The following is a 22050-nucleotide window of genomic DNA, read 5'->3' as shown; positions in this document are numbered from 1 at the left end:
TAAGAAATCTTCAGCATATGGTAAAATTTACAAGATTTTTTAAGATTATTTTATCAACCGATCGCAAATCACAAAAAATTATTTCATAACCCACAGTTTATTTAAAATAAATCCTGTTATTGTATAAAAGCCCATTCCACAAAGCTGGGCTAAATACAAATACGTAGGTTGCCAAAAAAGACAGACCTTAATTGCCACCAAATTAACACCGTAGGCAATCAAACATGCCACCAAAAATTTTACAAGCTTTGAAACACTTAATTTAGTAGAAAATGTAAATAAAGAATTTAAAACAAAACTTAAAATAATACCAGCCACATACCCACTGGCATTGGATATGTAAAGCCCTACTCCCAGATGCATTAGTACAAAAATAATAATCATCGTTAATAATGTATTGGCAAGACCAACGATGACATATTTGCTTAATAAAACCCACATAAATCTTACCCCATTATAATGAATGATAAGTGAGGCAAAATATATTATTTTTAAAACTAAATAAATTTTTTGCTGACTTTTCCCGTAATCATACAGCAAACAAATAACATTATATGTAAATATGCAACATTATTTTCGAATTATATACATAAAAAAAGCATTGCAACAACTAGTGCTGCAATGCTTTATTATTCTTTTACAAGAATAAACTAAATATATATTACTTACTTATTCTTTGATTTTAAGCGGCAACAACAGATGGTGTTAACGCATCAATTACACCGATTGCACCAGAAACTACTCTTTTACCTGCAGCAAATAAACCACCTACAGACAAGGTTAAAACACTATCCAATGCCAAACCAAGACCACCGCCTAAATTAGCCATTGAACCAATCAAGCTTGTTGATGTTCCTAAAGCAAAACTCAAAGCTCTTCCTGCTGCTGAACCTAGGGTTGAACCAATAGATGCAAAAATACCACCGCCAGAAACATGTTGGATTTCTAAGGTTGAGATTTCACGCATATTAATTACTCCTAAAAATTATTTATAATTTAACTATATTCAATTGAATATAATATATCTATATCAAAACAATAAAAGTAAATCAATAGTAATTTTAATATATTTAAAATTTTTTTATTATTTATTACTACTGTTTATTACAAAATTTACTTATATAAATGAAAAAAGGCAATTTTAAGACTTAATTATGTTTATTTATATCCTCATTTAAACATTCCTCATTTATCATATTGCAAAGAACTTGCTAAATGACCTACATCCATCTTATTTTTAACGTATATTTAATTTTATCTTTACCGAGAATTCTATGCACTCTTGTGATCTTTACGTACTAACCCCCCCTCGTCTTGACCCTATTCAATTCAAACCTTTGCTGATCGAGGCCTTGGATGCGGGTCCGATTGCTGCTGTACAATTACGATTAAAAGATGTTTCAGAAGACGATATTCGCAGGGCTATCGATATTTTACAGCCCGTTGTCCAAGACCACGATGTTGCCTTTATCTTAAACGACCGCCCCGACTTGGCAAAAATATGCGGTTGTGATGGCGCACATGTTGGTATTGATGATACCCCAATCGAGCAGGCAAGATCCTTATTAGGCCCAGACCTACAATTAGGGGTATCATGCTATGATAGTAGAGACATGGCCATGCAGGCGGGCGAAAAAGGCGCTGATTATATCGCATTTGGTGCTTTTTTTCCGTCCTCCACCAAAGATACTGAAATACGCGCATCTATCGATTTATTAAGCTGGTGGTCTGAAATGATGGAACTACCGGTCGTTGCCATTGGGGGGATTACCCCATCAAATTGTGCGCCTTTGGTTAAAGCGGGAGCTGACTTTTTGTCCGTAATTAGTGCAGTTTGGGACCATCCCCAAGGCCCAGGAAATGGGGTGAAAGCAATGCTTAAAGCTATACACCAAGCACAACAAGAATTTTAAATCGATATTTTTGGTAACTTTACACTTAACTTGCTTAACCAACAGCATAATATTCAAGTGTAGAGTAACCGCCAGCTATTAATTCAATAAATGCAGAAAATAAAGAAAAGAGATGCTCCGTGTATTTACAAGATTTAGTTAAAGATTCTCTTTATAAACTATCTCAGTTTTCAGAAGAACAAATTACAAAAGTTGAAAATTCTATTATTATTAAACAAGATAAGAATGGTAAAGCTGTGCCTTATCTTGAATGTTTAGTCAGAAAAAAAGAAATAAAACTTACACCAGAAGAAGCCATCAGGCAGTTATATTTAGTTAAACTAATAGAGGAATATCATTATCCTGTGACAAGAATGGAGGTTGAATATTCTGTTTCTTTTGGTAGAGAAAAGAAAAGAGCAGATATTGTTATATTTGATAAAGATAGAAGCACAGACCCTTATATTTTAATAGAACTTAAAAAACCAAAATTAAAAGATGGTAAAGACCAATTAAGGTCGTATTGTAATGCCACTGGTGCACCAATTGGAATTTGGACGAATGGAGATGCGATTTCTTTTTATCATCGTAAAGACCCCAATTATTTTGAAGACATTCCAAATATTCCCAATGCCAATGAAAAGCTCTCAGACATTTTAACTGAACGCTGGACAATTGATGATTTGGTTAAAAAAGATAAGCTTATTACCGAAAAAAAATCCTTGAAAGACCTTGTTCTTGAGATGGAAGATGAGGTCTTGGCAAATGCTGGGGTGGATGTTTTTGAAGAGTTATTTAAACTCATTTTTACTAAGTTGTATGATGAGATGCAGTCAGGTAATGATAAAAAACGCACCTTACAATTTAGAAATTATGGCGATACGGAAAGTGAATTAAAGGAAAAAATCCAAGAACTTTTCAATGACGCAAAAAAGAAATGGGACGGTGTTTTTACGAATGATGCCAAAATATTATTAACCCCGTCCCATTTATCGGTCTGTGTATCTTCGTTACAAGATGTGAAGTTATTCAATTCAAATCTGGATGTTGTTGATGAAGCATTTGAATATTTAATTAATAAATCAAGCAAAGGGGAAAAAGGACAATATTTTACACCACGTTATGTCATTGACATGTGCGTGAAAATGTTAAATCCCCAAGCTGATGAAACAATTATCGATACAGCAGCTGGCAGTTGTGGTTTCCCTGTTCATAGTATTTTTTATGTATGGCGAAACATATCAAAAGAGAGAAATATTGATTTATTCAGCCTAGAAAAAAAGCCTGCTGAATGCACGAAATATGTAGAAAATAATGTTTTTGCAATTGATTTTGATGAAAAATCTGTACGCGTTGCCCGTACTTTAAATTTAATAGCAGGTGATGGGCAAACAAATGTATTACATTTAAACACATTGGACTATGATCGTTGGGACGAAAAGACCAAAGACGAAAATTGGCTTGATACCTATAATACAGGGTGGAAAAACCTAAGAGAATTAAGAGAATCTCCCAAAAGTAACCGTGATTTTAATTTTGATATTTTGATGGCCAATCCCCCTTTTGCTGGGGATATCAAAGAAAGTCGTATTTTAGCAAAATATGAACTTGGGAAAAATGCCAAAGGCAAAGCACAAACAAAAGTTGGGCGGGATATCTTATTTATCGAACGAAATTTAGATTTCCTAAAACCTGGGGGGAGAATGGCGATCGTCCTTCCCCAAGGCAGATTTAATAATAGCTCTGATAAATATATTCGTGATTTTCTTGCTGAACGCTGTCGCATTTTGGCAGTCGTGGGATTGCATGGCAATGTGTTTAAGCCCCATACAGGCACGAAAACCAGCGTATTATTTGTACAAAAATGGGATGAGAAAGATTGTCCTAAAAAAGAAGACTATCCAATCTTTTTTGCCACGATGCAAGAACCCAGTAAAGATAATTCAGGGGATAAAATCTTTGTTAAAAATGAGGATGGTACTTACAAACTGGATAAACATGGTCATTTAATTGTGAAACATGACTTATATAATCATGACGGCTTAACCCAAGATGGGATTGCTGAGGCTTTTATTGAATTTGCCAAAAAGGAAAAACTAAGTTTTTTTTAAATAGCCCTTTTGATAAAGCAAAATATGATGCTTTGTTGGAAGGGCTAGAGATTAGTGAAATTAAATTTTCTATATTAAAAAAAATACAAACACACCGTATAGATGCAGAGTATTATCAAAAACGGAATATTGAAATTGAATCATTCATTCGTAAGAAAAAAAATAAATTTTCAACCTTAAATGATTATAATTTGAAAGTTGACGGTAGTGCTTTTTATCCATCAATAGAGCATTTTTATGGACAAGGCTATTTACCATTCTTAAGGGTTGGTGATGTTTACGGAAAAATTAACTATGATTCTTGTGTGTGTATCCCTTTAAGTCTAACCAATCGATACAAAACCTTAAAAATAGTGGAGAAAGGAGATTTAGTTCTTACAAAAGGTGGTAGTGTTGCTCGTATAGGTATGGTTAGAGAAAAGGCAGCAGTTAGTAGGGATTTAATTTTTATTAATTCTTCATTGTTATCGGCTGTTGAATCTAACTATTTATATTTATATTTTCAGACAAAATTCGCCAATCGGTTGTTAATTCAATCTAGTTCACAATCAGTACAACCACATTTAACAATTACATTAGTAAGAGAGATACCGATATTTAATGTGCATATTGAAATTAAAAAAATATTATTGCAAATGGTAAATAAAAGTTATCAACATGAGATTCAACATAAAACACTTTATCAACAAGCAGAAGATATTTTGTTGGAAGAGTTGGAGTTAACCAATTTTATACCGACACAGCAAGCGGTTAATATAAAATCTATCAAAGAATCCTTTGAAGCAACAGGACGTTTGGATGCTGAATATTACCAGCCTAAATATGAAGAAATAGAAACGATATTGAGTAAAAAACAAACAGATACGATAGAAAAGATATGTTCTTACATTAATTATGGAACAGTTCCGACTAGTCCATATATTCAAAGTAGCATTAGTGTTCCCTATATTAAAGGTATGAATTTAAATAACTTAGAAGTTACTAATAATCTTGACCATATAGAAAATGTTGGTTCTTTATCTGATAAATATTTTACAAAAGAAGGAGATATTATTATCTCTCAAATGGGTACTGTTGGTAATGTTGGGGTTATTACTTCACAGCAGGAAGGTTTTACCTTTGCATCTTTTACAATAAGAATAAGAATAAGGGATAAAACGAAATATTGTCCTTATTATGTAGGATTATATATACAAAATATTGCAAAAGAGTGGTATTTGTTAAGAAATATCGCACAAGCTAGCGTTAGGCAAAATACTGACTTACCAACTATAAAAAATATGCGTATTCCATATATTGCATTTAAAAAACAGCAGGAAATTTCAGTCCTAATCCAACAAAGCTTTGCATTAAAAGCTCAATCAGAACAGCTATTATCTATCGCCAAACAAGCGGTCGAAATGGCGATTGAATATGATGAAGAAACAGCAATACAATTTATAAAAGAAAATACAGACAATATTACTTTCAAAAATAATACATAATAAAGAGCTATAACATCAGTTATTTATGAACTATTCGTAAACAATATTAATTTATATACTGCGTTTAAAAAACATACAATTAAATAGAGATATCATCTCCCCTATTATTTATCCCATTATCATTTATAACATAATGGGATACATTACATCGTTACGTGTATTTTATGGGATAAAATTCAATAAACCCTGGCTTACATATAATGTGCCATTGGATTGTGGAATACCGTTAATCCAGATTTTATTGACCTCTCCAGCCTTATTTTTTGTTACTAGCTCTCCTGTTGCTGGATCAACAGAAACGATCAACTTATCATTATAGAATGTTGTTAATGCAACCGAGCCACCATTTTTAAGGGCTAATGCTTTTAGTTTTTCAGGTGGATAGTCCCCTAAAACGATCGTATAAGCCATTAAACGCTTTAATAGATTTTCATTCTTTACATCCATCAAAGATCCATCAACCGTAAAGGACGGATGTTCCATGGGGGAATTTGCAACCGCAAAAATAGTATAAGGGCCTTGACGTTCAGTCAGTGCAAGCAATCCTGTCTTTTTTAATGCTGCCGTATAATCAGCCAATACCGTTGATGAACGTAATGTCTGGTCAATAGAATTATCAACTGAAACGGGCATGTCCGATACAGGAAAATCTTTAGGACCAGTATAAGCGGGGATAAAATATACCTTTGTATTCCCTCTTACAAAATAAGGATCAATTTTAGCAGTATGACGACAATACCATGATGGTGTTCCCTGCCATTGGCATTCACGTTCGTGTTCAGGAACCCCACCACATCCAGCTAATGCAAATAAACTTGCCATTCCAAAAAGGCCAGCAATTGTTGTTTTCTTCTTTGCAACTGTAACAACTGGTTTCTTTGCTACGAATTGTGACATGGTTTCTTGATTCCCTATTACAGAACGATTTATTGGTTGATTGTTCAATATAACTATTTTGTAGCTTTATCTTTTATCTAGTGTTTCGACAAGCTTTCTATATGGTTTTCTTTTTAAATTTGCAAATAATTCTATTTTATATCCATAAAATATCGTGAATGTTGCGAACGTTCGTTGCTAACATCACCAATCGATCGACCCCAACCGCAATACCAGAACAAGATGGCATTGTTGATAACGCACTTAAAAATTCCTCGTCCATCTTCCAAACGGGAGTATTCGGATAAAGTTCTGCCCTTTTTAAACGATCCTTAACAAAGCGTTGCCGCTGTTCCTGGGGGTCCGTTAACTCTTCAAAAGCATTCGCTAGTTCAAGCCCCCCCGCGTACAACTCAAACCGTAAAGCCACCCGCCCATCCTGTGGATCTGGCTTTGCCAATGCCGCCTGACTGATGGGCCAATGCGTTAAAAAAGTAGGGGTCGTTTTGCCTATACAAGGTTCTATTTTTTCCAACAAAATTCGAAAAAACAAATCCTCCCAAGTCTCTCCATCGCGTAAATTATAACCAGAAGCTTGCGCTAAAATCTGTGCGTCTTCAGGTAAATTAAGGATATCAATCCCTACAAAACGCTGAAAGGCCTCTTGAATTGTTAATCGTTCGAACGCGCAATCAAAATGAATCTTATAGTTTTGATAAGAAATAATGTCAGGATACAAGCATTTTAATAATTGTTCTGTCTCTTCCATCAACCCCGCTAAAGAGCATTCTGGTCGATACCATTCCAACATTGTAAATTCTGGAGAATGAATTGCTCCTCCTTCTTTATTACGCCATACTCTGGCCAACTGATAAATAGGGTGATGCAATTGAGCCATAATACGCTTCATCGCAAATTCAGGACTGGTATGTAAAAATAAATCATGTTTATCCCCCCAAGGGGTTTCATAAATACTGTGAAAAGGTTCCAGATGCACTTCTTCCCCCGGGGTTTCAACCAAATACGGGGTTTCAACCTCTAAATACCCCCTAGCATCAAAAAAGCTTCTAATCGCGCGAAGCATCAATTGCCTACGTTTTAATAATGGTAAACGATCATAAACAGAGGCACGATTTAATCTATTCACGAGGGTTCCTTGTATTTCTTTTAAATTGCTTTACATCTTCTTATTAAATATGCGACTTTTCAATTTTATCAAAGCCAATTTCTATCGATCAAGACCCAATTTATAATGACCAAAACGCTTCGTACCGTTGATGATTTACTAAATGCTAATTTAATTTCAAAACAGGAAGTTTCTGCCTTAACCGAGCTTTCTAAAACTTATGCTGTTGCCATTCCTCAGGATATGGTTGATCTAATTAGCAACCCTCGTGATCCTATTGGTTTACAATATATTCCACATCTTGACGAACAAAATACGCGTCCCGATGAATTAAACGATCCCATTGGTGATGAAGCACTCTCTCCAATCGATGGAATTGTTCATCGATACGAAGACCGTGTTTTGTTAAAACCATTATTAATCTGTCCTGTATATTGTCGCTTTTGCTTTCGCCGCGAACAAGTTGGGCCAGAAAATGGGTTGTTAACAGATCAACAATTAGAAAATGCCCTGCAGTGGATCGAACAACATTCACAAATCAAAGAAGTTATTTTATCAGGGGGTGATCCTTTTATTTTGTCCCCTAGACGAATGCATTTTATTATCGAGCGTTTAAATCATATTTCGCATATCACCACCATTCGTATCCACACCCGCGTTCCCTTTTCTGCCCCCAGCACCTTAACTGATGATTTTGTTAAAAGCTTGGATAGTAAAAAAGCCTTGTGGGTTGTTGTTCATGCCAATCATGCCAAAGAATTCACACCAACAGCACATCAGGCAATTCAAAAATTGCTGATGCGAGGAATTCCATTACTGAGCCAGTCAGTTTTACTGAAAAATATTAATGATACTGTTGACAGCCTAGAAAACCTATTAAGATCATTTGTTGAATGGCGCATTAAACCTTATTATCTTCACCAACTGGACAAGGCCCCCGGCACTGCACGCTTTCATGTTCCTATTGAACAAGGGCGTGCATTATTGCACGCATTACGTGGACGGGTTACAGGATTGGCCTGGCCGACTTATGTTTTGGATATTCCCAAAGGTTATGGCAAGGTCCCCCTTGGCCCTGATTATTACAATCCTGCACAACCCGATTCGATTCTTGATCCCAAGCACAAAAGACGTTCAATTTGAGAGTATTATTCAAAGGACAGCTTGCCATTTTTAAATAATCACTATATAGATATGGCTTTTCTTCATTTATTTTTAGAGAGAACTAATGAAACAACAGGCAAACCAAATACGTGCAGGTCAGGTAATTGAGCATGATGGCCGCCGCTGGTCTGTCCTTAAACAACAAATTATCACACCAGGTAAAGGTGGTGCATTTATTCAAGTCGAAATGCGAGACCTTAAAACAGGAAATAAAACAAACGAACGTTGGCGCACTGCTGATACTGTCGAACGTCTGTTAACCGAAGATAAAGAATATACATATTCTTACGAAGATGGTGATAATATCGTTTTAATGGATCCAGAAACTTTCGAACAAGCCATGCTAGCCAAAGAAATCTTTGGTGATCAAGTTGCGTTTTTACAAGACAACATGAAGTTAATTGTTAATTTGGTTGAAGGTGATCCTATTTCTGTCTCGCTTCCAGCACAAGTTACTTTAGAAGTTGTAGAGGCCGAACCTGTTGTTAAAGGGCAAACCGCAAGTTCTTCTTACAAACCAGCAATGTTGTCCAATGGTGTAAAAACAATGGTTCCCCCTTTTGTTGCAGCTGGGGAAAAAATAGTGGTCCGCACCGAAGATGGTAGTTACGTTGAAAGAGCCAAGAGTTAGTTCATACTTTACTCAAATTGTGCTTTTCAAATAACACTGTTAATAGAGATGTCCATTCTAACCGATACGTGAAAGACATCTCTGTTTAAATTTTGCTATATTTATAAATTAAATATCCCGCGATCAAATTCAGGAAACTTCCAATGGCTATTCGACTTTCTCCTCACATGATGGTAATGCAGACCGCAGCACAAAAAGCCGCGCGCAGTTTATTACGTGATTTCAATGAAGTGGAAATGCTGCAAGTCAGCGTTAAGGGTCCTGGTGATTTTGTATCTCAGGCTGATTTAAAAGCTGAGACCATTATCCGCAATGAATTGGAAAAAGCACGCCCTGGCTATGCTTTTTTGATGGAAGAAAGCGGAAGTTGTGGCAACGACAATTGGACTTGGCGTTGGATCGTTGATCCATTAGACGGAACAACAAATTTTTTACATGGTATTCCGCATTGGGCCATTTCAATCGCACTGCAAAGACGTCATGAAAACGGTAATATTGAAATCGTTGCAGGGGTTGTTTACAACCCCGTTGCCAATGAAATGTTCTGGGCAGAAAAAGGCATAGGTTGTTTTTTAAATGAACACCGTTTACGTGTTTCTGCAAGACGCGATATGTTTACTGCCGTCTTTGCCACAGGCATTCCATTTGCAGTTTCCAGCGAAAAAAAACGTCAAAGCTTTGTTCAAACAGTACAATCATTAATGCCTCATATCGCTGGGTTAAGACGTTTTGGTGCAGCAGCTTTGGATTTAGCATGGGTTGCCGCAGGTAGATACGAAGGCTTTTGGGAAATGGGCCTGAAACCTTGGGATGTTGCAGCAGGATTGATTTTAGTGACAGAGGCTGGGGGATATACTTCGGATCCAGCAGGAAACCCACTAAATGATATTGGAATGTCTGTCGATACAGTTGCAGCTAATGCGGCTTTATTTCCAAAGATTAGAGAAATAGTATTTGAAAATATGCCCTCTAAATCGTAAAATTACGGATTATTACGAAGCTTTATTTGTATTTAACGTCATGAATTGTGAGTGTGTATAATGATTTTTTCTTTTATTTTGACATCTTATTTAAAAAGAAAAAAACATTTATATCTAGCGCTCACTTGCACTAGCTTAATTGCGTTGTCCCCATATACTACCAATGCACAAGTCAGTGTTAATCAGTCTGCTTTAAATCATTTAGGGCCTTCTACCTCAAAATCACATAAAAAAACAGACGATCATCACAAAACCAATAAACAACATTCAACCAAAACAAAAAAAACAAAAGATAAATCGCACACACAGGCAGAAACACCAAAAAAAACGGCCCCTGAACCTAAACCTCAGACACCAGCCGTGCAAGCGACCATTCCCAATGCGCCACCGCCTGTACCCGTCTTTAAAGATGCTGATGTTACAGTTCCTTTGCATCCCCCTGCACCGCCCCCTATGCCTAAGGTAAATGAACAAGCCAAGGGTGAAGTCAAAACAACAGATAAACGTACGATTCTGATCTTCGATAAAGATAGTGAAGAATTAAATGAACCGATGATGAAAGCAATTATGGATGTTGCCAACATGTTGAAACAACATCCTGATGATCAAATTTATTTAAATGCATATAGTCATGGAACCTCGGACGATCCATCAACCCCACGTCGGACTGCTTTAAACCGTGGTTTGGTTATTCGTGCAGTTTTAATTAATCAAGGTATAGCCTCTACACGTATTTATTTAATTGCCAAAGGGGTGCCACAAACACAAGATAAAAATTTAAATCCAGACTATGTAGAGATGATTCGTTCCGATCTCTTAGGAAAACCTACAAACAAATGATTATTTAATCTTTTGCAAAAGGATCATTGGAGGAACAATCGTTCCATACATATTCCATCTTTTGGGCAATAGTATTGGCAATTTCGAGATCATACCGATCTGCGACAAATCTTAATGCCATATCAATTCCTGCCGATATCCCTGACGACGTGTAAAAACGATCATCAACACACCATCTGGCATCAGATTGCCAATCAACCTGATCATTGGTTGATATAACCCAAGACCACGCCATTTTATTAGAAGTCGCAAATTTGTGATTTAATAACCCCGTTTTCGCCAAAACAGCAGAACCCGTACACACGGTTAAACAATAAGAAGCTTTCTGTATAATTTTTTCTAGTTGGTTAATAACATCCTTCTCATGAACTAACGAACGTGTTCCAGGACCACCAGGAATGAAAAAGACAAATTCTTTTGGAAATGTTGAAGGCAATTCTTTGGTCATAATGGGCACCTGGTGGCAACTGTAGATCGTGCCACCAGATAAAGAACAATAATGAAGATTAATACATCCTATACTGCCAAATACCTCTATAGGACCAAAAACGTCGAGAGTTTGAAAATTATTAAATAAGAAGATATAAATATCCATAATCTTTCATACTCTCTACTATTTTATTACGGTAAGAGTTAATAATCAATATCGGAAAGTTCTACATCAGAAGCACGTTTTAGCCCTATATATTGTCCTTTTCTAATATAATGGTCATATGTACTTCCAAATTCCCCAGTTCTTAAGTCTTCTAAGGCGAGGTTGTTTTTAGCCAAATAATATATTTCATTGACATAGCATGGCTTCTGACCTGTAATAAAACCTTCTTTCATATAATGATTATAGCTACCAACTTCACCAAATTGTTGCCAAGCTTCTTTAAGTATTGGTGATTGACATGTATTTCTATAATATTGATGATTTAGCGCAATGATATAATCATCAACATCGTCACGCCATTTGGGAATACGATTGTACAATGCATCATGTTCAATAAACTCCCAGTTTGTTCGTATGGGATCCATATAATGTCGATAATCATTTACATGCGATGCGTAACATTCTGGAAATAAATAAAACTGATATCGTAGATCATTAAAGGGTAAAATCATCGATTGATGTTGCAATGGGTTTAAGACCCCTAGAACAGGAAAGTGAATGGTTGTTGCTTTGGATAACCATGCTGCTAACCAAGAAAATGTACTAATACAAATGACGATATGTTTTGATTTGCGAATATAATCAAAATCTTTAATGGTTCCACGTGAATTTAAAAATTGTGCTTCTGGAAATCGTTGGCGTAATTCATCCATGTAAGGAGAAGGAGTTAACTGCCCATAAAATATTGGTTTTTTTCCAGTTCGTTGAATTAAATATTCATAGAATTCTGGAGGAATCATACAATAATGAGGATGAATCCCTTCTAAAACTTCTGCTCCTCTTATATTGATGACCAATTCATCCTCTTTTCCCCCCTCGTTTGAAACCATACAGGGAAATATTGTTTCATAATCAACGTCAGTTAAAGATGGAAAATTATCGATATGTTGGCAATACCCTTCCAAGTTAATAAACTGTGCGTGACTATTTACAGCAGCATGTGCCAGCCCTCTCATTGGAATGTAATTATATTGCTTGTCATTCATATCACGGTAATCGCGCAAGCCAATCATATCGTAAGTAATGTTAGGCCGATCTTTAATTGGCATATAACCATATTCGTCAACGCTATTTTCTGCGTATTGACGAGTATTTAACGTAACATCTGGGATATATTTGCTGAAAATAGGAATACCAACATGCGCTAATGATCCAAAACCTAGCTTTCGCTGTAATTTCAAAGCCGACATATACATCATCATAATGTTGCCAGGATTACCACCTGTCCACACACGAATGATAAAATTTTTGTATCGATCGTCATTATCAAAAGGTAAAACCATCAACTTATCTTTCTTACAAAGCTTTGAACATTCCGTGTGTGGATTTTTTATAATATCCTAATCGCTGTTAGACGTTCCTATTCTTTAACAATAAATGAGTGTCTGATTTTCACAGACATTAATCGTTAAAAAGTAAAAGCAACCTAATATTCAAGGAAACATAACAATATTTAAGTAACATTACGAATTTATAATTACTGATTACTAAAGTCATAAATTCTGTTAATTTGTAGCAAGCTAAGATGGTATCGAAATAAAAAAAAACAAAAGAAAAAAATCATTGGAAATCAATGAAATCTTTACTTTTGTTTTTCTCAATTTTAGCATCGTAAAAGGTATCCCCTTCACAGAGGAATACAAAATATAACAACAATAGTAATTAACCTTGACGTGCTTTCATACGTGGGTTTTTCTTATTGATAACGTATACTCTTCCATGACGACGAACGATACGGCAATCTTTATCACGAAGCTTAGCCGAACGTAAGCTGTTTCTAATTTTCATAACTTTAATTCCACCACTGGCAATAAATTTCGAAAGTTAGCTCTTTATATAAAGAAAAATCTGAAAAAGTCAAATCCTAAGCTATGATTTTAAATTTTGGAATATTTTTTCGAGCTGTTTAAATTCACTGGCACGCAAAGAATTCCTCCGCCATGCTAATCCGATGGTACGCCACGTAGGATTTCCTTCCAAGGGTCGGACAACGATATTTTCTTTATTAGAAACTTCACTTTCAATAGCCATTTTCGGTAAAAATGCAACGCCTAGTCCCATCTGAACCATATTTACAACAGTTTTAAGAGAAGACGCAGTAAACTCACCTTGCGAATCCGTAACGGCTTTTAAACTTTGACCTTGTCTACACATATCCAAAGTCTGATCACGTAAACAATGCCCATCTTGCAATGAAATTACTTCTTCTGCGTTAATTTTCTCCAAAGGCAAAGGATCATATTTTTCCAATTCGTGTCCTTGTGGCATAATCAAGTAAAAATCATCTTTAAACAGTGCAAAGGTCTCCACACCACTACAATCACAAGGCATGGCAATCACCAGCAAATCCAAATACCCAATTGCCAATTTTTCCATCAGACTTTCAGTCAAATCTTCGTGAATATTAAGAGTTAATTTTGGATATAATTCTTTAATATTCTTGAAAATCGGCGCCAACAGGTAAGGCCCAATCGTAGGTATGATTCCCAACCTTAAAGAAGATGAAAACGGTTCCTGAGCAAAATGAATTACGTCACGAACCGATTCTAATCCTTGTAAAGCGACCCTAGCTTGCGAAATAATTTCCTCCCCAACCGAAGTAAAAATTACTCTTTTTCCCGCAGTCCTGTCTAATATAGCAACATCAAATTGACGTTCTAAATTCAAAATACCGGCAGATAATGTAGACTGTGTTACAGAACAAACATTCGCAGCCCGTCCAAAGTGACGCTGCTCATATAATGCTATCAAATAACGAAGTTGTTGTGGTGAAGGAAGAATATCCATCGATTTTCTCGATCATCTATTACTAAAGAATTCATTTGAATATTTAATCATACATTCCCATAAATAGAAATAGAGTATAGAGTAATTCTATACATATTCATCGTTCTTAAATAGGAGTACAAAGATGTTAACAGTTGGTGATCAATTCCCTTCATTCAGTCTTAAAGCTGTTCCCGCTGGTCAAGATGGCCTTAAAGGAGATTTCCAAACCATCTCTAACAAAGATGACAGTGGCAAATGGAAACTATTTTTCTTTTGGCCAATGGATTTTACCTTTGTTTGCCCAACTGAAATTGCTGCTTTTAGCGATCTAGCAAAAGAATTCGCTGATCGTAATACAGCCGTTTATGGTCTTTCAATTGATTCTGAATTTGTTCACTTAAATTGGCGCTTGCACAATGAACAACTAAAGAATCTTCAAATCCCAATGTTAGCAGATAATAAACGTGAACTTTCTTCTGCACTTGGTATCTTACATTACGAAGCTGGGGTAAATCTACGGGCAACTTTCATCGTTGATCCAAAAGGCGTTATTCGTCATGTTAGTGTCAATGACCTTACTGTTGGCCGTAATCCAGACGAATTTATTCGTATCATTGATGCATTACAAGATGGTGGTCTTTGCCCTTGTAACTGGCACAAAGGTGAAGCTACTCTGTAATTTGAAAATTATTTCATTGAATTATAGTTTTATATAACTGAATCAAAGCCCTCTAAATAATAGCTGTAGAGGGCTTTGTTATTATAAATAAAATTTTTATACACAATTTAAATTATAAATAACAATAACCATATAACAAATAGCAAGTAGGTAGAAAACATTATTTTAAAGATGAAAGAGTATTGATGAAGGCAATTATTTTACAACATGCTTCCCACGAAGGACCAGGCTATATTTTATCTTGGCTGCACGAACAAGGCTTTACAACTGATATTTGCTTTTTATATAAATCTAAGACAGAGCTACCTGATATTTTAAATACTAACTTACTAATTGTCTTGGGTGGCCCTATGAGCGTACACGACGAAGCAACGTACCCATGGCTAAAAAAAGAAAAAAAATTAATAAAAAAAGCAATTGAAAATAATATTCCAACACTGGGAATATGCTTTGGCGCTCAGCTTATTGCTAGTATTTACGGAGCAGAAATTAAATCCGCCCCTCAAAAAGAAATTGGTTGGTTCCCCATCCAAGCTGTTGAACACCCTAAAAAGAAAACATTTCGGGTCCCCCAGAACTTTAATACCTTATTGTGGCATCAAGATAAATTTGACATGCCTGAAGGTGGGGTTTTATTAGCATCAAATGACATGTGCCCCAATATAGCATTTCAGATAAACAAAAATGTTATTGGGCTACAATGCCATTCGCACATTACCCCGTATCTGCTACAGGCAATGATTAATAATTATTCATCCGTTTTTACCAACGATCCTTATATTCAATCACCCCAACAACTTTTATCTGCACCGACAAGTTTCTTTATTCAAAATAATCAATTAATTGATGATGTGTTATCTTATATACTAGCCAAAGGTAAGCCTAAACATCCTTCACATCCTGAATAGTTTTACATAGATGGGTTAAAATTGTGTCGACCATTTCATGATCTTCGGCTTCTGCCATTACTCTGATCAATGGTTCTGTACCACTTTTGCGCAAAACAATACGCCCATCTTTTCCTAATTTTTTTTCAGCTTGACGCAAAGCCTCTTGAACCACATTAGTGGTTAAAGGATCTGCTCCTTCAAAACGAATATTACGTAATTCCTGAGGAAAAGGCTTAAACATATTACAAACTATGCTTGCTTTTTCTTGCTTTTCAACCAAGACAGCCAGCACTTGCAAGGCTGCAATAAGACCATCCCCCGTCGTGGAAAAATCAGATAAAATCATATGTCCCGATTGTTCCCCACCGATGATGGAGCCAAGTTCTCTCATGCGCTCTACAACATAGCGATCCCCAACACGGGTACGAACAAAATCGATATCATTTTTTTGTAAAAAACGCTCCAACCCCATGTTTGACATCACGGTCGCAACCACATATTTATTGGGCATCCGATCTTTTTTAATCCAGGACGCAGCGATCAAAGCAAGAATTTGATCACCATCGATCAATTTACCCGTTTCATCAACCAACAGCATACGATCAGCATCCCCATCAAGTGCAATACCAATATCCGCCCCATGCTCGATAACGGCCTTACATAGTGCTTCTGGATGTGTTGAACCACAATCTCGGTTGATATTCAGACCATCAGGCTTACATCCCAGTGATATGACCTCTGCCCCTAATTCCCACAAAGCCGTAGGAGCGACCCTATACGCAGCCCCATTGGCACAATCAATCACGATTTTCAATCCATTTAAACGATAACCCCTAGGAAATGAAGCCTTGGCATGTTCGATATAACGACCTGCGGCATCATCTAAACGCTGCGCACGTCCAATATATTCAGAAGTCGCCAAACGACCAGATAAATCCGAACGCATCATCTCCTCAATTTCCATTTCTTGCGCATCGGATAATTTAAATCCATCGCGATTAAAAATCTTAATCCCATTGTCATAATAAGGATTATGGGATGCTGAAATCATCACCCCTAGATCAGCACGTAACGATCGTGTTAACATTGCGATCGCTGGTGTTGGCATTGGCCCTACTAAAATAACGTCCATACCTGCAGATAAAAATCCAGCAACCAAAGCACTCTCAATCATATATCCAGAAAGACGGGTATCTTTACCAATTAAAACCTGATGTTTTCTAGGATCAGCTTTATTCATGAATAACAATCCTACTGCTTGACCTAATTTTTGAGCGATCTCGACGGTCATTGGGTTAAAATTGGCCTTTCCACGAATACCATCAGTGCCAAAAAGTAATCTTTGATTATCCATTTGTTTCTTCCCAGAATATAAATAATTAAAATCTATTTTTGATATAAAGCTTGCCAGACATTCAAAGACTGAAGCATTGCCGGAACATTATGCACCCGAACAATTCCATCACCAAACATCATAAAAGGTAAAGAGGCAGTCATTGTACCCCAATCATAGTGATCATGTACACTACTATTTATAGATTGTTTAATAAAACGCTTTCTAGAAGCCGCCAATAAAAAACGACACCCCAAACTTGCAAAAACGGGTAAGTGCTTCAATAAAGCAATATTGTGAGAATATTCTTTAGCAAATCCTATCCCTGGGTCAACAATGATATTTTGACGTTTAATTCCAGCCTGCTCAGCCTTTTGAATCTTCTTACTTAACTCTGATAATACTTCAAATATTACGTTCTCATAATGATAATATTTAGACATTGTTTGAGGGGTCCCCCGCATATGCATCAAAACAACAGGACACTGAGCCTGTGCGATGATATTGGCGCTCTGTGGATCTTCTAACGCAGACACATCATTGATAATATCAACCCCAACATCCAATACACGAGCCATTGTATAAGCATGACGCGTATCAACTGAAATCAAAGCACCCGCACCCTTTAATTGCTTTATAACTGGGATAATTCGTTCGCACTCTTCGAAAGGGGTAATTGGCACAGCCCCTGGACGCGTACTTTCCCCACCAATATCCAATATAGTGGCACCCTCTTGGATCATCTGCATACCAGCCCGAACCGCATCTTCTTTGTGATAATGTTTACCACCATCACTGAAACTGTCAGGAGTAACATTCAAAATTCCCATAATCAAAGGGCCTTTTGGTAATCCTGCCAAGGGAAGTTTAGCTGATAAAATTTTAATATAAGGTGTCCAAGACTTAGGCAAATCATTCAGTAATGAAATTGATTGAGATCCATCTTTATTAAAACTTTGAACCATAGGAAAAGCAATATGTGGCTGCCCTAAAAATGGTAATGCCAATCTGGCGTGTACGGCTTGCCGTGCTGCATCACCATACAAAAAAGCTAACGGTTCTAAAAATAAATCTTGTTGCATAGAAATACTAATATAAAGGTTTGTTTTCTACGCCAACCCCGCATAAAAAAAAAGTGAAAGATAAACTTATCTCTCACTTTTCATTTTTAATCATATTAAAACCAAATCTACGCTACGGGGTCTGATTTATCAGAAGTTGTAGCCGCATCAGTTTCTTCTTTTTTGCCATCTGAAACTTCCTTACTATTTTCAGATTCAGTCACTTCTGGAACAGACGAACGTAGGTTTTTTGTTGTATCATCCACAAGACTCCGTTCAATTTTTTCACCTTTTAAAACCAATCGAATTTCATCTGCAGACAACGTTTCATATTCTAACAACCCTTGGGCCAATCGTTCTAAATCTTCTCTACGATCAGTTAACAGCTTTCTAGCCCGTTCATAGGCCTCGTCAATCAGACGTTTAACTTCATCTTCAATCTCACGAACGGTTTGAGCTGAGGCATTCTTAATACCCCCCCCAGAATTTCCTAGATACATATCTTGGCTGTCCCCAGCATAAGAGATCATTCCAATGCGTTCGCTCATTCCCCATTCAGTAACCATACTGCGGGCAAGATCGGTTGCCATTTTAATATCGCCAGAAGCACCCGTAGCAACATTATCTGCACCAAAAATCAGCTCTTCAGCGCAACGTCCACCCATGGCCAAAACAAGTTCTGCTTTACATTTCATTTTGCTTTTAGAATAGCGATCGCCTTCAGGCAAACTCATAACCATTCCTAACGCGCGACCACGTGGAATAATTGTTGCTTTGTGAACAGGATCACAGCCAGGGGTGAATAATGCACAAATCGCATGTCCCCCTTCGTGATAAGCAGTCATTCTTTTTTCGTCTTCGCTCATTACCAAGGAACGACGCTCGGCCCCCATCATAACTTTGTCTTTAGCATTTTCAAATTCCAACATGGAAACTGTACGACGATTAAGCCGTGCCGCCAACAATGCTGCCTCGTTGACCAAGTTTGCTAAATCTGCACCAGAAAATCCTGGCGTCCCTCTGGCAATAACTTTTGGATCAACATCAGATGCCAATGGAACTTTCCGCATATGGACACGCAGGATTTTTTCACGTCCTGCAACATCAGGATTTGGCACAACAACTTGACGATCAAAACGACCTGGACGCAATAAAGCAGGATCAAGGACATCGGGTCGGTTTGTAGCTGCAATCAAAATAACACTTTCGTTGCTATCAAAACCGTCCATTTCAACCAACATTTGGTTTAATGTCTGTTCACGTTCGTCATTGCCACCGCCCATACCAATACCACGGTGACGACCCACAGCATCAATTTCATCAATGAAAATAATACATGGTGCTGATTTTTTTCCTTGTTCGAACATATCGCGAACACGGGACGCACCCACACCTACAAACATTTCCACAAAGTCAGAACCAGAAATCGTAAAGAATGGAACATTGGCCTCGCCTGCAATTGCACGTGCTAGTAATGTTTTACCAGTTCCAGGGGGGCCGACCAATAAAACCCCTTTGGGAATTTTCCCGCCCAAGCGTTGGAATTTTTGCGAATCCTTCAAATATTCTACAATTTCTTCCAACTCGCCTTTGGCTTCATCAATCCCAGCAACATCGGCAAAAGTCTTACGTCCTTGTGTTTCAGTCAACATGCGCGCTTTGGACTTACCAAATCCCATAGCTTTGCCACCAGCGCCCTGCATATTACGCATCAACAGGACGAATAATCCAATAATCAGCAATGTCGGTAACAAATTAATAATCAAACGCCAGAATAAACCAGGTTGATTATCCATTGGCTTTGCCTCAATTGAAACCCCGTTACTTGATAATTTTGACAGCAAATTGCTCTCAAAAGGTGGTAAATAGGTTTGAAACGCTTTATTATCCTTATCCTTACCACTGAGATAACGATCCTGAATAACAACAGATTTCACTTTTCCTTCGTCAACATTATTGATGAATTGTGAATAACTGATTTGATCTCCTGAAGATTGGCTATTATTTGGACGAAATACCCCAACCAACAGCATGACCATAACGATCACGACAACCCAAACACTTAAATTACGGCCAAATTTTTTCATTCTACTTTATATTTCCATGTTCTAAGACAAACACGTATTGTTTGATAATCCTTATAAAACAGAATAAAAGTCATTCTGTCTTTACTAATTTAATTCTTACTTAACTAACATAAGAACGGAAACAAATTTTTCCTAGTCTAAAATACAATTTTATTTCTTTTTCTTTCTTTTTCGAATTAAAATCATTCTCTTTCTACAACAGAAAAAAGATAACTTTGTGTCAAAGATTGTTTCGGTTGGAACATAATCTTCCAATTTTGTATAAAATCTTGCAGATATATCTTTAAATGAGGAACAGATAATAGTATGCCTGCCTCAGACCATAACGCTGGTAATGTTCTTAAAATACAAACAGGTAATCCTTGTCGGTCAGAAAATTGCTTGTATGCATCCCCCAATGCCCCAATTAGAATACCTTCTTTAAAGATATTTTGAGGAGTAACCAAACGAAAACGCTGATCCCATATATAGTCGGACACAGCAGGTCTGAAACCCTCAATTGCGGCCTCTTCTCTGACCAACAACCATCCATCTCCCATTTTACCTGCAGGGGTAATTCTCACCCCACCTAAGGTTGTTGCATGCATATTTCGTGCCAACCGTTCAACTGATTTATGTAATGGTGTATATACCGATCCAGAGATAGTACGAATCAAAGCACCCAATGCTCTGACGTCTATTTCGGATGAGGTTACAAGTGCAAATCCTTCTGGCCTGACATGACAATGCTTGACAATATAGTCAGCTTGCCGTTGATCACGCTGCATTCTTTTAAAACCTTCTTGCAAAGAACGTTGTAAAAGCAAGGAAACTGAACCTGAACGTTGCCATCCCACGGACAATTCTTTACGGATCTGATTGCGTTGAATTTGCATATCTTGATTAGAAGAGTCTTCAACCCATCCTATATTTTCATGACGCAAAGTTTCTCTTAACCGCTGTGGATATATAGATAACAAAGGACGTACCAATCGTATCTTTGGCAACTCCATAATTCGTGCCATTGCAGACAATCCATCTTCGTGACTGCCCGCACGAATACGCATTAAAACAGTTTCAGCTTGATCCCCAGCATGATGCCCCAATAATAAATCAACACACCCCATATGATAACAAGTATCAATCAATGCTGCATAACGTGCAATACGCGCCCTCTCCTCTAGTCCTGGTCCTGGTTGAAGGTTATTTAATGTTAAAATTTTTGATGATATTTGCAAGGCAGTTAAGCGTTTTTGCGTAAGAATTGCTTCTTCAGTAGAGGAAGGACGAAGTTGGTGATCTACAATCAGCGCAATAATATTTTTTTTCCACCGAGAAGCCAAAAGCACCAGACATAAACTATCTGCCCCCCCTGACACAGCAACAGCCACTGGTGCGCCATTGGGATCGTTATTTCCCCATGGCCCCAATAGTTCGATATGATGATTGAATTCTTCTTGTGTCAGTATGGAATAGGTTTGATCATCCATTTA

21 protein-coding genes are annotated in these 22050 nt (G+C 37.0%); 9 read left to right on the top strand and 12 right to left on the bottom strand.

Annotation, left to right across the window (positions count from 1 at the left end):
- Positions 1-78: 78 nt before the first annotated feature.
- Entirely contained in the window at positions 79-441 is a 363-nt protein-coding gene (locus QJV27_RS00645) for a GtrA family protein (protein ID WP_281447063.1), read from the bottom strand.
- A 241-nt stretch (positions 442-682) separates the two neighbouring features.
- Positions 683-967: a hypothetical protein gene (locus QJV27_RS00640; protein WP_281447062.1), complete on the bottom strand. Its 285-nt coding sequence runs from the start codon at positions 965-967 to the stop codon at positions 683-685.
- Positions 968-1274: 307 nt separating this feature from the next.
- Here QJV27_RS00640 and thiE point away from each other — a divergent pair, with 307 nt between their 5' ends.
- The 3 genes from thiE (at position 1275) to QJV27_RS00625 (ending at position 5487) form a co-directional block, all read left to right on the top strand.
- Entirely contained in the window at positions 1275-1913 is a 639-nt protein-coding gene (gene thiE / locus QJV27_RS00635; protein ID WP_281447061.1) for a thiamine phosphate synthase, read from the top strand.
- Positions 1914-2032: 119 nt separating this feature from the next.
- A complete protein-coding gene (locus QJV27_RS00630; RefSeq protein ID WP_281447060.1) occupies positions 2033-4003 on the top strand; it encodes an N-6 DNA methylase in 1971 nt (656 codons plus the stop codon).
- A gap of 35 nt (positions 4004-4038) precedes the next feature.
- The gene (locus QJV27_RS00625) at positions 4039-5487 is read left to right on the top strand and encodes a restriction endonuclease subunit S domain-containing protein (RefSeq protein WP_281447059.1); all 1449 of its coding nucleotides are present in this window, start codon (positions 4039-4041) and stop codon (positions 5485-5487) included.
- Between the two features lie 162 nt (positions 5488-5649).
- On the opposite strand, the gene QJV27_RS00620 is transcribed toward QJV27_RS00625, so the two are convergent.
- Both QJV27_RS00620 and epmA read right to left on the bottom strand, forming a co-directional pair.
- Positions 5650-6384, bottom strand: coding sequence for a fasciclin domain-containing protein (locus QJV27_RS00620; protein ID WP_281447058.1), 735 nt, complete (start codon positions 6382-6384; stop codon positions 5650-5652).
- Between the two features lie 136 nt (positions 6385-6520).
- Positions 6521-7510 (bottom strand): EF-P lysine aminoacylase EpmA, encoded by a 990-nt coding sequence (gene epmA, locus QJV27_RS00615; protein WP_281447057.1) that lies wholly within the window; start codon positions 7508-7510, stop codon positions 6521-6523.
- A 105-nt stretch (positions 7511-7615) separates the two neighbouring features.
- On the opposite strand from epmA, the gene QJV27_RS00610 reads away from it, so the two are divergent.
- The 4 genes from QJV27_RS00610 to QJV27_RS00595 all read left to right on the top strand — a co-directional run bounded on the left by QJV27_RS00610 (position 7616) and on the right by QJV27_RS00595 (position 11104).
- Positions 7616-8632: a lysine-2,3-aminomutase-like protein gene (locus QJV27_RS00610; RefSeq protein WP_281447056.1), complete on the top strand. Its 1017-nt coding sequence runs from the start codon at positions 7616-7618 to the stop codon at positions 8630-8632.
- 85 nt (positions 8633-8717) lie between these two features.
- Entirely contained in the window at positions 8718-9284 is a 567-nt protein-coding gene (gene efp / locus QJV27_RS00605) for an elongation factor P (RefSeq protein WP_281447055.1), read from the top strand.
- Between the two features lie 167 nt (positions 9285-9451).
- Positions 9452-10264 carry an inositol monophosphatase family protein gene (locus QJV27_RS00600; protein ID WP_281448940.1) on the top strand — a complete coding sequence of 271 codons (813 nt, stop codon included), beginning with the start codon at positions 9452-9454 and terminating at the stop codon, positions 10262-10264.
- A gap of 60 nt (positions 10265-10324) precedes the next feature.
- Positions 10325-11104, top strand: coding sequence for an OmpA family protein (locus tag QJV27_RS00595; protein ID WP_281447054.1), 780 nt, complete (start codon positions 10325-10327; stop codon positions 11102-11104).
- A gap of 4 nt (positions 11105-11108) precedes the next feature.
- On the opposite strand, the gene QJV27_RS00590 is transcribed toward QJV27_RS00595, so the two are convergent.
- From QJV27_RS00590 to QJV27_RS00575, 4 genes are all read right to left on the bottom strand, one after another.
- The gene (locus QJV27_RS00590; RefSeq protein WP_281447053.1) at positions 11109-11699 is read right to left on the bottom strand and encodes a DJ-1/PfpI family protein; all 591 of its coding nucleotides are present in this window, start codon (positions 11697-11699) and stop codon (positions 11109-11111) included.
- A gap of 38 nt (positions 11700-11737) precedes the next feature.
- On the bottom strand, positions 11738-13042 hold the full coding sequence (locus QJV27_RS00585) for a hypothetical protein (RefSeq protein WP_281447052.1): 1305 nt from the start codon (positions 13040-13042) through the stop codon (positions 11738-11740).
- 379 nt (positions 13043-13421) lie between these two features.
- Positions 13422-13547, bottom strand: coding sequence for a type B 50S ribosomal protein L36 (ykgO, locus tag QJV27_RS00580; RefSeq protein ID WP_034336436.1), 126 nt, complete (start codon positions 13545-13547; stop codon positions 13422-13424).
- An 81-nt stretch (positions 13548-13628) separates the two neighbouring features.
- Positions 13629-14546 (bottom strand): hydrogen peroxide-inducible genes activator, encoded by a 918-nt coding sequence (locus QJV27_RS00575; protein ID WP_281447051.1) that lies wholly within the window; start codon positions 14544-14546, stop codon positions 13629-13631.
- Between the two features lie 124 nt (positions 14547-14670).
- On the opposite strand from QJV27_RS00575, the gene QJV27_RS00570 reads away from it, so the two are divergent.
- Positions 14671-15207, top strand: a complete 537-nt coding sequence (locus tag QJV27_RS00570) for a peroxiredoxin (protein WP_281447050.1) — start codon at positions 14671-14673, stop codon at positions 15205-15207.
- Between the two features lie 185 nt (positions 15208-15392).
- The gene (locus QJV27_RS00565) at positions 15393-16115 is read left to right on the top strand and encodes a type 1 glutamine amidotransferase (RefSeq protein WP_281447049.1); all 723 of its coding nucleotides are present in this window, start codon (positions 15393-15395) and stop codon (positions 16113-16115) included.
- On the opposite strand, the gene glmM is transcribed toward QJV27_RS00565, so the two are convergent.
- From glmM to tilS, 4 genes are all read right to left on the bottom strand, one after another.
- On the bottom strand, positions 16090-17451 hold the full coding sequence (glmM, locus tag QJV27_RS00560) for a phosphoglucosamine mutase (RefSeq protein WP_281447048.1): 1362 nt from the start codon (positions 17449-17451) through the stop codon (positions 16090-16092). The genes QJV27_RS00565 and glmM overlap by 26 nt on opposite strands.
- A gap of 32 nt (positions 17452-17483) precedes the next feature.
- Complete coding sequence (gene folP, locus QJV27_RS00555; RefSeq protein WP_281447047.1) at positions 17484-18512, bottom strand: dihydropteroate synthase; 1029 nt, start codon at positions 18510-18512, stop codon at positions 17484-17486.
- A gap of 107 nt (positions 18513-18619) precedes the next feature.
- Positions 18620-20578: an ATP-dependent zinc metalloprotease FtsH gene (ftsH, locus tag QJV27_RS00550; RefSeq protein WP_281447046.1), complete on the bottom strand. Its 1959-nt coding sequence runs from the start codon at positions 20576-20578 to the stop codon at positions 18620-18622.
- Between the two features lie 182 nt (positions 20579-20760).
- Complete coding sequence (tilS, locus tag QJV27_RS00545; protein ID WP_281447045.1) at positions 20761-22047, bottom strand: tRNA lysidine(34) synthetase TilS; 1287 nt, start codon at positions 22045-22047, stop codon at positions 20761-20763.
- Positions 22048-22050: the final 3 nt, after the last annotated feature.

The sequence above is a fragment of the Commensalibacter oyaizuii genome (assembly GCF_029953265.1).
In the GTDB taxonomy this organism is placed as follows: Bacteria; Pseudomonadota; Alphaproteobacteria; order Acetobacterales; family Acetobacteraceae; genus Commensalibacter; species Commensalibacter oyaizuii.
The sequence above is the reverse complement of the archived record's forward strand: the minus strand, read 5'-3'. Positions and strand labels throughout refer to the sequence as shown.